Origin of the sequence: Streptomyces sp. NPDC090499, assembly GCF_044769305.1 — a bacterium.
GTDB lineage: Bacteria > Actinomycetota > Actinomycetes > Streptomycetales > Streptomycetaceae > Streptomyces.
The window spans coordinates 191,139-204,027 of sequence record NZ_JBIVXP010000005.1 but is presented as its reverse complement, the minus strand read 5'-3'; the positions used below and the strand labels follow the sequence as shown (position 1 = coordinate 204,027).

General features: G+C 70.4%; 12 protein-coding genes and 1 pseudogene. 5 read left to right on the top strand and 8 right to left on the bottom strand.

Features of this window, described 5'->3' with window-relative positions; translation table 11 throughout:
- Positions 1–50 precede the first annotated feature (50 nt).
- From ACIQVL_RS20270 to ACIQVL_RS20240, 7 genes and pseudogenes are all read right to left on the bottom strand, one after another.
- On the bottom strand, positions 51–1,049 hold the full coding sequence (locus ACIQVL_RS20270; RefSeq protein ID WP_403439576.1) for a hypothetical protein: 999 nt from the start codon (positions 1,047–1,049) through the stop codon (positions 51–53).
- 98 nt (positions 1,050–1,147) lie between these two features.
- The gene (locus ACIQVL_RS20265; protein WP_403475984.1) at positions 1,148–3,718 is read right to left on the bottom strand and encodes a hypothetical protein; all 2,571 of its coding nucleotides are present in this window, start codon (positions 3,716–3,718) and stop codon (positions 1,148–1,150) included.
- Positions 3,715–5,460 carry a phosphate ABC transporter substrate-binding protein PstS gene (gene pstS, locus ACIQVL_RS20260; protein WP_403439580.1) on the bottom strand — a complete coding sequence of 582 codons (1,746 nt, stop codon included), beginning with the start codon at positions 5,458–5,460 and terminating at the stop codon, positions 3,715–3,717. The genes ACIQVL_RS20265 and pstS overlap by 4 nt, the downstream gene beginning before the upstream one ends.
- A 53-nt stretch (positions 5,461–5,513) precedes the next feature.
- Positions 5,514–6,737, bottom strand: a complete 1,224-nt coding sequence (pstA, locus tag ACIQVL_RS20255; RefSeq protein ID WP_403475983.1) for a phosphate ABC transporter permease PstA — start codon at positions 6,735–6,737, stop codon at positions 5,514–5,516.
- 1 nt (position 6,738) lies between these two features.
- Positions 6,739–7,761, bottom strand: coding sequence for a phosphate ABC transporter permease subunit PstC (pstC, locus tag ACIQVL_RS20250; RefSeq protein WP_403475982.1), 1,023 nt, complete (start codon positions 7,759–7,761; stop codon positions 6,739–6,741).
- Positions 7,758–8,066: a hypothetical protein gene (locus ACIQVL_RS20245; protein ID WP_403439586.1), complete on the bottom strand. Its 309-nt coding sequence runs from the start codon at positions 8,064–8,066 to the stop codon at positions 7,758–7,760. Before ACIQVL_RS20245 ends, pstC begins: the two co-directional genes overlap by 4 nt.
- 775 nt (positions 8,067–8,841) lie before the next feature.
- Positions 8,842–8,949: pseudogene (locus tag ACIQVL_RS20240) on the bottom strand (IS5/IS1182 family transposase); the annotation flags it as partial.
- 160 nt (positions 8,950–9,109) lie between these two features.
- On the opposite strand from ACIQVL_RS20240, the gene ACIQVL_RS20235 reads away from it, so the two are divergent.
- From ACIQVL_RS20235 to ACIQVL_RS20220, 4 genes are all read left to right on the top strand, one after another.
- The gene (locus ACIQVL_RS20235) at positions 9,110–9,505 is read left to right on the top strand and encodes a DUF3592 domain-containing protein (protein ID WP_403439588.1); all 396 of its coding nucleotides are present in this window, start codon (positions 9,110–9,112) and stop codon (positions 9,503–9,505) included.
- Positions 9,506–10,231: 726 nt separating this feature from the next.
- Positions 10,232–10,570 (top strand): MBL fold metallo-hydrolase, encoded by a 339-nt coding sequence (locus tag ACIQVL_RS20230; protein ID WP_403475981.1) that lies wholly within the window; start codon positions 10,232–10,234, stop codon positions 10,568–10,570.
- Positions 10,571–10,577: 7 nt separating this feature from the next.
- A complete protein-coding gene (locus tag ACIQVL_RS20225; RefSeq protein WP_403475980.1) occupies positions 10,578–10,991 on the top strand; it encodes a hypothetical protein in 414 nt (137 codons plus the stop codon).
- A gap of 310 nt (positions 10,992–11,301) precedes the next feature.
- Entirely contained in the window at positions 11,302–11,577 is a 276-nt protein-coding gene (locus tag ACIQVL_RS20220) for a hypothetical protein (RefSeq protein ID WP_403475979.1), read from the top strand.
- A 23-nt stretch (positions 11,578–11,600) separates the two neighbouring features.
- On the opposite strand, the gene ACIQVL_RS20215 is transcribed toward ACIQVL_RS20220, so the two are convergent.
- The gene (locus tag ACIQVL_RS20215; protein WP_403475978.1) at positions 11,601–12,041 is read right to left on the bottom strand and encodes a winged helix-turn-helix transcriptional regulator; all 441 of its coding nucleotides are present in this window, start codon (positions 12,039–12,041) and stop codon (positions 11,601–11,603) included.
- 108 nt (positions 12,042–12,149) lie between these two features.
- Here ACIQVL_RS20215 and ACIQVL_RS20210 point away from each other — a divergent pair, with 108 nt between their 5' ends.
- On the top strand, positions 12,150–12,869 hold the full coding sequence (locus tag ACIQVL_RS20210; RefSeq protein ID WP_403475977.1) for a DsbA family protein: 720 nt from the start codon (positions 12,150–12,152) through the stop codon (positions 12,867–12,869).
- The last annotated feature ends 20 nt before the right edge of the window (positions 12,870–12,889 follow it).

Sequence of the window (12,889 nt, the reverse complement as noted above, 5' to 3'; positions counted from 1 at the left end):
CGTGGAGGACTGCTGGGAGGGTGCGGGTGATTCGGGGTCGACCCACCCGGTCACGGGGTCTGCTTGCTGGTGTCGCCGCAGTTCGCGTTGGTGGCGAAGCCGTACTCGTTGATGAGGTTGGACTGCTGGCAGATGAGCGAGTTGGACCCGACGAACACGGTGCTCCAGGGCGCCGTACCGATCTTGGAGGTCGGGATCACGTTGTAGACGTCGCGCTTCACGCCGAAGCTGCTGTTCAGCGTGTTGGGCGCCACGTCGTCGATGGTGCCGAGGATGGCCCGGCCGCGGACGTCCGCGATGGTCTGCGAACTCTGCGCGTTGTACTGGGCGATGGAGAACGGAGCGATCGACTTGTCGTCGAGGACGCGGCCGTCGTGCTCCTCGACCGGCGAACCGTTCTTGGTGTCCTTGATGCAGGGGTAGACGCCCGCGACCACGTCGGCGTCGGTGATGCCCATCGTCGACTCCCAGAAGGAGCGCGTACCGGAGCCCGCCTGCGGCAGGTAGACCGTGATGTCGTAGTTCGGTCCGGTCCCCACGTAGTTGGGGTCGCAGTGGTAGATCGCCTTGAGGTCGGTCAGGGCGAGCTTGCGCGGGATCTGGCTGGTCGGCGTGATCGCGTAGCTGACCGCGTCCACGGCGAACGGGACGTAGGTCAGGCCCGGGCTCGCCGCCGCCAGGTTCAGGCTGGAGGACCGGGAGAAGTCCAGGCAGCCGTTGCCCGCCGCGAGCGAGTTCGACAGGGCGGTCCGGCCGGCACCCGAGCCGTTCGGCCGGGCCATGGTGCAGCCGGGCGTGGTGGCGGGGTCCTTGGTGGTGATGTTCGCCGAGCCGACGGCGTCGTACGAACCGATGACCTTCTGGCCGTTGACGGTGATGGAGTTGGCGAGGCCGTTCATCACGCCCTGCGTGGTGTCGGAGCCCACACCGGACAGCTGGCGGTAGGTCGGAGTGCCGGACGGGTCGGCGACGGCCATGCCGGCGCTGACGGTACCGGTGAGGAGGCCGGCGAGACCGACGGCGGCGATGGCTATCTTTCTTGTGTTCACGTGGGTTTACCCCTCGGCTAGGCTTGCGCCGGGTGATGCCCGGCGCCGGTTTCAGACAGTTCGTTGGCGCGGACCTGTCGATCTTTCGGGTGCGGGCATCACCTCCCCCGGCCGCGGGGTGTCCGGCCCCTCGCCCGCCGGGCCGCGACAACGGCCGCCAGCTGCGGGGCCACCCTCGGCAGGAGGGGGCCGCCGGCGGTCGCCGCGAGGCCGACGACGAGGGCGATCAGGAGGGTGTAGCGCACGGCGCCGAGCACCCAGGGCGGAGTGAGCGGGGTCGAACTGCCGCTCGCGGTGGGGGCCGTGGCGGACGGCGATCCGGACGGCCGGGCGGACGGCGGCGGGGAGGACAAGGGGGACGAGGGGGACGCCGACGTGCCCCCGGCGCCGCCCGCGCCCGCCGTCCCTCCAGCACCGGCGCCGCCGCTCGTCGTACCGCCGCCGCCCGAGGTCGACCCGGATCCGCCCCCCGCACCGCCCGAGCCGCCGCTCGTGCCGCCGGAGGAGCCCCCGGTGCCGGAACCGGCCCTGGACGCGATGGCGTCGGCCGCGGCACCGGTCTGTCCGCGGAGGCTCTTCGGCAGCGGCGCGTACCCGCCCGGCAGGGTCCCCGCGGACACGCCGGGTGTCTGCCCGCTGCCCGCTGCGAACCTCAGCAGCGCCGCGAAGTCCTGGCCTTCCTTCTTGGTCAGCTTCTCCGGCACGGTCGCGGCATAGGTGAGCAGCGTCAGCGGATAGGCGCCCGCGGACGTCGACGTCGGGTCGGTCCGCAGCACGCCCGTGACACCGCTGGGTTTCATCGCCGCCTCGCCCGCCAGCAGGGCGGTCGAGGTCGGGGCCACGAACTTCCCCGCCGCGTTCTGCAGTTTCGCCGTCACCAGCCCGTAGCGGTTCGCCGTCGCCGTGTCGGTCACGGCGAGCACGGCCCGCTGGCCCGCCGGCTGCGCGGGGTTCTTCTTGTAGGCGGGCGGGATGGCGGTGTTGTCCCAGGTGGTGCGGGCCAGCGTGTCACCGCGGGCGACCGCGCGGGCGGCGGCGTGCATGTCGGTGGCGTACGGGTGCTTGTCCTGCACGCACAGCGGGTTGTCCGGGTGGTCCTGGAACTGCTGGCAGAACGGGTCGCTCTTCGGGTAGTCGGTGACGGGCAGCTTGATGCCCTTGTAGGCCGGGTTGACCGTCATCCCGGAGAAGGAGGCGTCGCCGTAGCGGCCCTGGTTGTCGGCGGTCCCGTCGAGGAACTCGCGGGCGGCCGGGTCCTGGCCGACCCAGTTCCACAGCTGCCAGGCCGCGTCGGACAGCGCCTCGGGCACCAGGGCGTCGCCGAGGTTGCCGCCGAAGTCCAGGTCCGCGTAGCCGGGATTGTACCTGCGGAACTCGGGGTCGCGGGCCAGGTTGAACGGGTTGTTCCGGGTGCTGGGCGCGAAGCGGGAGTTGCCGTCCTGATAGGACTCGGTGAGCAGCTTGGCGACCAGTCTCGGGGTCAGGTCGAGCGAGGCGAGCCGGGTGCCGTCGCGTGCCTTGACGTCGGCGGGGGCGTTGAAGCCGGCCCGGCTCTCGACGAAGAAGCCGAACGTCAGCCCGGAGAGGGTCACCGGTGCGTAGACGGGGTGCTGGTCCGCGGGCAGCTGGTCGCCGGTGACCGGGCGGTTGAGGAAGACCATGCCGGGCTTGCCGGAGACCAGCTTGGCGCGGGCGGTGTCGTCGGTGACCTGGGCATAGCCGTAGATGGCCTTGTCCCCGGTCTGGCACAGCGCGGGCTGCCAGCGCAGGACCGCCTCGGCGACCGGCTCGTCGCCCAGTGTGCTGCGCTCGTCGGCGCCGATCGGGCAGAAGTTGCCGATCGGCTCGAACGACAGCGGTACGACGATGCGCTGCCGCCAGTTGGTGGCGGTCAGCGGCGACGACTGCAGCAGCCCGTTCGGCTGGGACCGGTACCCGCCGCCGTCGACTTCTTTCTCGCCACGCGGCACGACGACGAGCCAGCACGTGCGGCCGGTGGCCGGGGCGCTCGCCCCGGCCGGCACCGCGCCGCAGCCGAGGCCCGGCGCCTCCAGGGAGGTCTGGGCCTCGAAGTACACCTCGCCGGTGCCGTCGGAACCGGTGCGGGCGTAGGGCACTTCATTGGTGCTGTTCGAGTCGTAGAACTCGTTCCAGTTGCCCTTGGTGATGACATCACCGGTCACCGAGTGGAAGGGCATGTACGAGATGCCGGTCGAGGTCGGTGGCGGGAGTTGCTGGGCAGGGTCCTTCAGGCCGCCGTAGGTGAGCTGCCGGGTGTTGGTGTACGCGCCGGCGCCCTGGCTGCCCGCGCCGGCACCGAGCGCGGAGGAGCCGCCGAACTGGCACTGCTCCGGGTCGGGACCGCTCGCACCGTCCCCCCAGCACTGCATGATCTGGAGGTAGTCGGCCGCGTAGTCGGTGTCGGAGACGGTGGGCGTGGCGCCCTTCCAGGAGATCTTGATCACCTGGTTGACCAGGTGGGCGGTCTGGCTCACCGTGACCTTCAGGTTCGCGTAGGCGCCGGTCCCCGAGACGGTGACCGCGGATCCCTCCGTGGTGGCGGACGGGGTGGCGGACGAGGTGGCCGCGCCGGTCGTCGCGAGCGCGAGGACGAGGGTGAGGACGAGGGCGGCGAGCAGTCCGGCCGGCGACCGGCGGACGGCGCTCATGAGCCGCCCCGCTTCGCCCGGAGCCGGGAGTTGATCAGGGGCGGCCCGACGGTGAGGGCCAGCAGCAGCACGCCCGCCAGCGCCATCAGCACGGCCTGCATGCCGCTTCCGATGCTCCTGGACGTGGAGACCGGCACGGCGTACGCGCCGCCGGCGCCGCTCGCCGCGGAGCCGCCGTCCGCGCCGATCACCTGGCCGGTGTCCGGGTCGGTCGACGGGCTCGCGCTGCCGCCGGACCCGGCACCCGCGGTCGTACCTCCGCCCGATCCCCCGCCTGAGGCGGACCCTCCTGAACTGCCGCCGCCACCGGTCGCCCCGCTCGCCCCACCCGACGTACCGGCGCCCCCTGACCCGCCGGACCCGCCGGTGCCACCCGCGCCGCCGGACCCGCCGCCCACCACGGTCGGGTCCTTCGCGCCGCCCGTGCCGGTGGAGCACTGGGTCGTGCCCTTCTTGTCACAGGCGGGCGGGTAGGCGGCGGTCCTGGCGAGGGTGTTGCCGCCGTCGCTGGAGAAGGTGGGGTTGTGGCAGTTCTTGATGTTGATCGACTCGACGTCGACACCGGGGATCTTGCGCACCTGGTTGAGGCCGGCCTGCACGAGGTTGATCGGCAGCGGGGAGTAACCGAGGTCGTCCACGTGCTGCTGTCCCTGGCAGAGGAAGTAGTACGAGAAGGCGCCGAGCGTCTTGCCCTTCTGGGTGTTGAAGTTCGACTCCAGCCTGGTCGGCAGGATCATGTAGCTGTAGCTCGACAGCGGATAGGCCCGCGCGTCCGGGTCGGTGTAGACGTCGTCGAGGATCTGCGTGAGATAGCCCGGCGAGGAACTGTCCTCGTTGATCCGCGCCTTGAGCAGGGCGACGGCGACGTTGCTGGCCTTCGGCTCCACGTAGTACCCGGCCTGGTTGAGCACCTTGGCGACCGGGAAGCCGGTGGTGTACACGGCGTACGAGTACTCGACGTAGGTGATCGTGCCGACGTTGCCGCCCTGGGCGACATAGCCTGAGACCCCGTTCGAACCCGACTGGGCGACGAAGCCACTGCCCGGTACGAGCGGGTAGTTGGAGGTGGTCCCGCAGGGTGTGCTGCGTCCGGCGCGACGGCAGTAGGCGTCCCACACGGAGCCGTACCGCTTGCTCATCCAGGTCGTGAACTGCGCGGTCGTGCCCGAGCCGTCCGAGCGCACCACCGGCACCACCCGGCGCGCGGGCAGCGCCGCGGCCAAGGCCGGGTTGTCGGCCTTGATCGCCGGGTCGTTCCAGGTCGTGATGGCGCCGGTGAACATCTTGGCGATGACGTCCCCGGAGAGCCGGAGGTTGGTCACCCGGCGGCCCGCGATCGTGAGGTTGTACATGAAGGACGTACCACCGGCCACGATCGGCATGTACGCGTACTTGCGGGACGGCGGCGGGTCCACGACGCCCGAGTCCTTGATGCCGTACGGGATTTCCGACACCGCGTAGTCGACGGTGCCGTTGCGGAACTGGTTGCGGCCGTCGGAGGAGCCGGTGCCGTTGTAGTTCACCGTCATGCCGTACTGCTTGACGTTGGCCCGCCACTGGTCCAGGGCGTTCTGGCTCCAGGTGGAGCCGGCGCCGGAGATCGGGACGTAGGTCTCGGCGGCGGCGGGCACGAGGGTGCAGTAGAGGAAGGCGATCACAAGGGCGGTCAGGGTCCTGGCTCGGGTGGTCCTGGCGGTCCTGGCTCGGGCGCGTGCGGGGACTGCCGGGCGTGATCCGGACATGGCGGGTCGGCTCCTGGCTCCTTGGTCGTGGTTCCTGGGTTCTTCAGTGGTGGTCAGCGGTGTTCGGCGGAGGTGGCGGTGGCCGGTGGGTCGGCGTGCTGGGCCGCCATGCGCTCGGCGTCCCGGCGGGAGGCCAGCACCCTGCGGTGCAGTTGGCCCCGGGTCAGGTCGCCGGGCCCACGGCCGCCGATCACGCGGGCCAGCAGGAAGAGCAGCAGCACGAGGGCCATCAGCAGGGCGGCGGAGCCGAATCCCCGGGCGATGTAGGAGGGTTGCGGCGAGCGCACCAGGTCGAAGGTGGCCAGCGGCAGCGAGATCTGCGGATCGTGCACCGGGTCGGCGTTCAGCCCGGCGTTGACCCCGGAGGTGAGCAGTACCGGCGAGGTCTCGCCGATCCCGCGGGCGGTGCCCAGGATCACCGCGGTGGTGAGACCGGAGCGGGCCGTGGGCAGCACCACGGTCCACACCGTGCGCCACTGGCTCGCGCCCAGCGCGTACGACGCCTCGCGCAGCGAACTCGGCACCAGCCGGATGACCACGTCGGCGGCCCGGATGACGATGGGCAGCATCATCACGCTGAGCGCCAGCGCGGCGGCGAGGCCGGACTTGCCGAGACCGAGGACGAGGATGACCGTGGCGTAGATGAACAGGCCGGCCACGATCGACGGCAGCGCCGTCATCGCCTCGACGATCGTCCGCACGAAACGCGCGTAGCGTCCGGGCACTTCGTTGAGGAACACCGCGCAGGCGAGCCCGAGCGGGATGGTGACGGCCAGCGAGATGGTGATCTGCTCCAGCGTGCCGACGATCGCGTGCACCACGCCGCCGTCGGTGAGCGGCTGCAGCGGGCCGGTCCGCGACATGTCCTGGGTGAAGAAGTTGAGGTGGACCAGAGCCCGGTGACCGCGCCACAGGGTGAAGGCGATCACGAAGACCAGGGCCGCGAGGAGCAGCACGGCGAGGCTGTGCCAGAGCACCGCGGCGACCCGGTCCCGTACCGCGGCGCCGTTCTCGTCGAAGGAGACCAGCACCGCGTAGAGGGCGACGAAGAGCACATAGGTGACGACCACGAAGCCCAGCACCGAGTCGAACGGCGCGATTCTGGCGAACAGCAGGATCGTCAGGGCGACGGACCCCACCGCGGCGGCGGCCAGGGCGAGCAGGTCGGTGACGCGGACGGCGGAGGTGTTGCGGCGGGTCTCGGGGCCGTCGCCGGGCCCGCGGGCCGGTGGTGTCTGTTCCTTGTCGAGAAGGTCGCTGTCGATGAGGTCGCTCATGTCAGGCCTCCGCCCCGACACCCGAGCGGCTGCGCGCCACGATCGAGGAGGCGATGAAGTTGACGACGAGGGTCATGAGGAAGAGGGCGAGTCCGGCGGCCATGAGGGCCGACATGCCGAAGTCGCTGGCGGAGCCGTAGCGCAGGGCGATCAGCGCGGAGACGGAGTTGGCGCCGTTCTGCAGGAGGTGCGGCTGGACGGCGAAGACCGGCGAGATGATCATGTACACGGCGATGGTCTCACCCAGGGCGCGGCCGAGGCCCAGCATGGTCCCGCCGATCACCCCGCCCAGGCCGAAGGGCAGGACGACCGCACGGATCATGCCCCACTTGGTCCCGCCGAGCGCCAGCGCCCCCTCCCGCTCGCCCGCCGGCGCCTGGGAGAACGCCTCGCGCATGACCGAGCAGGCGATCGGCGTCACCATCAGGGCGACGACCATCCCGGCGATGAAGGTGGACGAGGTGTAGACCGTCGCGGTGGCCAGCGGGTCGCCCGGGTCGGCCCCGTCGACCTTGAAGAGGGGGAACCAGCCGAAGTACGTGGCGATCCACCGGGACAGTCCGACCACCTGGCCCTGCAGGAAGAAGGCCCCCCACAGCCCGTACACCACGCTCGGCACCGCCGCCATCAGGTCCACGAGGCTGATCAGCGTGCGTCGCAGCCGCCGGGGCGCGTACTCCGAGATGTACAGGGCGGTGCCCAGCGCCAGCGGCACGGCGAAGGTGATCGCCACCAGGCCGATCAGCACGGTGCCGGTGAGTACGGCGGCGATGCCGAAGTGGTGGGAGTCCGGCTCCCAGGCCGAGGTGGTCAGGAAGGACCACCCGGCCACCCGGAGCGCCTCCGCCGCGCGATAGCCGAGGAAGACGCCGACCAGCAGCATGATCGCCAGCACCACGGCGCCGCTGCCGCGTGCCGCGCCGCGGAAGAGGCGGTCCGCCGGTTCGACCCTGGTCCGCAGATCACGGGGCGTGTCCAGGCGCTCCGGACCCGGCTGCCCGGGCCCGGAGACGGCGGCGCTCACGACACACCCGCCCCGGCTCGCGCCCCGGCAGGGGCCAGGGGAGGTTCCTCTGCCTCGGCCTCCGGCCGGGCGGACCGCGCCGGTCCCGGCAGGTGCAGCCCGCGCAGACGCGGCCGGCTGACCAGCCCCTCGCTCAACTGGGCCACCGGCACCGCGGCCAGGAACAGTTTGACGTTGTACTGGCACTCCCGTTGCCGCTGATACGACCGTCCGGCCGTGGCGACATCCCGCCCGTCGAGCTCGATCCGCCAGGTCCAGGCGCCCGGCGCGTCGGCCATGACGAACAGCGCCCGCACCTCGGTCACCCGCTCCCGGAGCCGGACCACTGTGGCCCGACACGCGGCAAGGTCCTCGAACGACCGCGTGCAACGCCCGAGTTCACGGTTGTTGGCGCTGACCAGACGCCACCCGACCGGTCTGCGTCCCCCGTCCGGTCTTCGTTGCCCTTCTGGATCTACAGGCAGGTCCATGCCAAGGTCTTCGATCGGTACGTACAAAAAGCGTGGGCGGACCATGGAGACCACCCCCTCCCCTATGTGGTTTTTTCGCCGCTGACCGAAAAAATCCCCCTTGGTGCAGCCGCACCCGAGAGTCTTCGGCTGTGGAGGTTCTGTGAACACAGCCGAGCGAAGGCCGAACGGAACGAAGATGAACGGGAGGTGTTGGAGAACCCGCTGTGACAACGATCAAGGCCGCCATCACACTGCGCTCCGAATCGGCACCGTCACCGGGGGTGGCGTGCGGCAGGCAGTCCAGACGGCACGCAAGTGGCTCACGAAGCTTCCGCACGGCGCTCCTTGAGGCCGGACCGGCACCAGCGAACGTCGCGCGTCGTCCGGCGACGCGGTTCGCCAGTGGCGTCCGTCATGGGCGAAGAGGGTCCGGTCCAGCACCGTACGGACGGCCTCGTCGGTGAACGCGCGCCTCGCCGGAGATACGGCATCGCCGCAACGGCGGGGCGGCTCCCACCACACATACTCACGGCAGCCACAGGAACGCACCCGGGCAACGGCGACGGTGGCGCCCTGGGGGTCTCGTAGTCACGGGCGAGGCGGCGTTGCGCATGGGCCAACCGAGGGTCCGACCGACGTCCAGGCCCTTGCCTCTGCGCTCGGCCCGCCAGGCGGTGAGGGTTGGACCGGTCAACTCCCAGCGGGCATCGGAAAGGTCGCCGGGATACCGACTCAGTGGGCCGGCTCGACTCAGCGAAGGCTCGTCAGGGGCGGAAGTCGTGTGCCGACGGCGAAGGCGGCCACCAGCCCTTCGTGAACCATCGGGCTGCGTGCCGCGTCCTCCTGATGCGCGGCCCGTGCCGGGCATGCGCTGTGCGAGGGAGAGCAGGGGACGGATGACGGGTGAAACGGTAGGCATCGGGCTGGCCGTATTGGTCGGCCTGGCCGGTTTGTGGGCCAGTGCACGGGAGGCGCGGTTGCAGATGCGGCTGAGCCGCCACGGGCTACGTGCCGAGGGGGTGGTGGTGGACCAGGAGCATGAACCCGGGGACGATAGTTCAACGCCCGTCATCGCGTTCGTCGACCGGCAGGGCCAGCCCGTCAGGTTCCGGCCACCCACGACGGCGACGGGTCTGGACCTCGGAACCCGTGTACCGGTCGCCTACCTGCCCGAAAGGCCGAAAAGCGCACGGGTGTTCACCCGGCAGTACCGCCTGCACGGGATCGTCGGCCTGTTCTTCGGAGCCATGATCTTCCTCGGCGTCGCGGCTGGGTGCCTGCTCACGCGCTGACCTTGTTCTCCCTCCTCGTTCTCATCAACGGATCCACCACCAGACCCGTCACGGGACCCATCGGACGCGCCCTGGTACTCCCTCCCTCCACAGAGGTCGCTGCTGCGCCGACCGGGAGATGGAACACCTTGACCGCCCGATGACGACTGGTGCCGCATCAGGCAACATTCGCCCGTTCCCGCAGTCCGGAAATCGAGCTGCTGTCGCTGGGATCGCCGCAAAGCCTGCTCGGCCGTGGACAGTGAGCGCAGTGCTCGGCTACGAGTCTCTGTCCGGGCCGCCTGCCGATCAGCAGCTCGATTTCTGCAAGCAGCGCGCGGAGATCAGCTTTGCTCTCTTGGGCAAGGACCGGTTCGGGCGTGTTGTGGTCGTCGGCGGTCCCCGGGCCGGGGAGGTGTGGCCGGAAGGCATGCTCGATGCTCCTGCCGGCCGTATCGGGGCGCTGCGGTGGATGCTCAGCCAGCCGACGCGCCTCGTCGGAGATCGGCGAGGCAGGGCAGAGCAGAGTGGTGACCCTGCTGAGACGCAGCTACTGTCCATAGTGCGGGAAATCGGGGAGGTTGGGTCATTCCGGCCGCTACGGGTCCGGCCTCGCCTGTTGGCCGGCGCGGCCGCTGGATGGTCCGTGACTGTGGGAGTCACCATGGCCGCACTCAGCTACACCGTCCATGTCGCTCCGTCCAAGCCGGCGGTGTCGGACGACTCCCACCGGGCGAGGACCGGCGGATGTGGTGTCCGACGGCGTCGACGCTGATCTACGGCGAGCGTGACGCTGTCCTGGTGGATCCGCTGCTGACCGTGGACGAGTCGCGCCGCCTGGCCGACTGGGTCGTCGCCCAGGGCAAGAACGTGACCACGATCTTCGTCACCCACGCGCACGGCGACCACTTCTTCGGGGCACCCGCGGTGCTCGACCACTTCCCGCAGGCCCGGCTGGTCGCCGCGGCGGACGTGTCGGCCCACGCCGCAGCCCAGTGGGGCTCCGCCTGGTTCGACGGGTTCTGGCAGCCACGCTTCCCGGACCAGATCTCCGACCGGCACCTGGTCCCCCGAGCCGCTGCCTGACGGCCGGATGGAACCGGAGGGCGAGGAGCTGCACGCGATCGAGCTCGGCCACACGGACACCGACGGCACCAGCGTCCTGCACGTGCCCTCCATCGGCCTGGTGATCGCCGGTGACGCGGTCTACGGCGACGTCCGTCTGTACCTCGGCGAAGCGAAGGAAAACGGTGCGCAGCAGTGGCTGCACGCGCTCGATGTCCTCGCGGATCTGCGTCCGGCCTCCGTGGTCTCGGGTCACGAGCGCGACGGCGACGAGGACGGCCCTGACGACATCGGCCGGACCCGCTGCTACATCGAGGACTTCACCGCCGCGGCGGGGAAAGCGAACAGCTGTACCGACCTCTACGAGACGGTAGTCCGCCTGTATCCCGACCGCGTGAACCGCGGCGTGCTCTGGAACTCGGCGAAGGCCGCACTGTCCTGAGGATCCACCCGCCGCCCTCGTAGCCACTCGTACCGGGTGCCGGTCTGGAAGCGAGTACTTGGTTGCCGGAAGGCGACGCCTTTGGTGCGCGCAGTCCCCCCCTCCCGCCATGCTGTGGCTGTTTGCAGTTTCGTCGGACGGGTGCGGTCCACAGTCACGCGCCTGTGTGGTGTTGCCGAGGGGCAAGCGGTCTGCGAGGTGGACGCAGAGCATGCTGCTTGTTGAAGGTACGTGGAATCCAGCTGGGTGATCATGCAGCCCGGCTTCATCCACGATCCTGGGGAACGGCTCGAGCAGTACCTCGGTACTCATGGCCAAGCGGCCGGTACTGGCACGAAACGATCACGCGGCGACCTGGCTGCAGGCGTGGGAAGACCTCGGGCGCGCGCCGCGGACCTTGGACGCCCACGCGCGCGGGCCGGCGGAATACCTGGCGCTGCGTGAGCGCGAGGCGGTCGATCCGTTGTCGGCGGGTCGGCCGCAAGTGCGGGTGTTTGTCCGAGAGTTGACGTCTCGGCCGCATCGCCGCGGGGTGAACGTCGTGTCCATCGAGTCGGGGGTGGGGCTGGCGAACGCGACGATTTAGCAGCGTCTGGTTCCGGTGCGTCTCTACCGTTTTGTTCGTGAGGCCTCGGCGTCGAAGGCGCTCTGGTTGTCGCGGATCTCGCGGTGGTGGTCGGCGGACCAGGCGGCCAGGTCCAGGACCGTGGACAGCAGCGAGGTGCCCAGGCCGGTCAGGGAGTACTCGACGTGGGGCGGGACCTCCGGGTAGGCGATGCGGTTCACGATTCCGCTGCGCCGGAGGTGCTTGAGGGTGAGGGTGAGCATGCGCTGTGAGATGCCGGGGATCGCGTCGGCGAGGTCGGAGTAGCGCACCGGGCCCTCGGCGAGCGTGCCGATGATCAGCACGCTCCACTTGTCGCCGACCATGTCGAGGATCTCGCGGATGAAGTTCGTCTCCGCGCTGTCCCACTGCGCGCACGGACCCGGCGTGGCCCGCACAGCCCGCAGCACGTCGGCACGCGCCGCTCCGATCTTGCGCGAGCTCATGACCGTCACCTCTCCTCGCCACGCACACGAGTGTGCCTTTTGTAACCCTTGCCAGACTAATGGACAGTGGGGCTACGAACATAAAGTGAGTTACGGGAGCTGGCCATCGTGAGGATCGAGTTCTGGTCGGACATCGTCTGCCCCTACTGCGGGCTGATGGACCACCGGCTGCACAAGGCATTGGAGCGTTTCGACCACGCCGCTGACGTCCAACTGGTTCACCGCTCTTTCCAGCTCCACCCCGACCTGCCGCGCGAAGGCGTGACCCAGCGGGAACTGCTGGAGCGGGCTGGTGTGCCCTCCGTCGCCGACCAGGTCCTCCGGCCGGTCGAGCGGCAGGCGGCAGCCGAGGGCCTGGCGCCCTACCGCGTCCTGGACCGCACGCTCGGCCCCACCGACCTGGCCCACGAACTGCTCGCCCATGCCACCGCTCAGGAGCGCGGAAATGAGGCGTGGACGGCGATGTTCCGCGCCCACTTCGGGCAGGGCCGCAAGCTGTGGACCGCGAGCGAGGTGCTCGACTTCGCCGACCAGCTGGGGCTGGGCGGCGAGAGTGCCGCCGAGGTCCTCGAAGAGCGCCGCTACCGCGCGCAGGTGGCTGCCGACCAGCGTGAGGCCCAGCGCCTGGGCGCCCGGGGGGTGCCCTTCCTCGTCATCGACGGCCGCCGCACCATCAACGGCGCCGTCGGCACGGACCAGCTCCTCGCCGCGATGACCGAGGCATGGGACGCCGGCCACCCGGCCGCGCAGCCGCTGCCCGCCGTCGACGGCACCGGCAGCGTCTGTGGTCCGGACGGTTGCGCCGTTCCCGGCACGCACGGCTCCTGAAACCACGCACCCACCCGCAC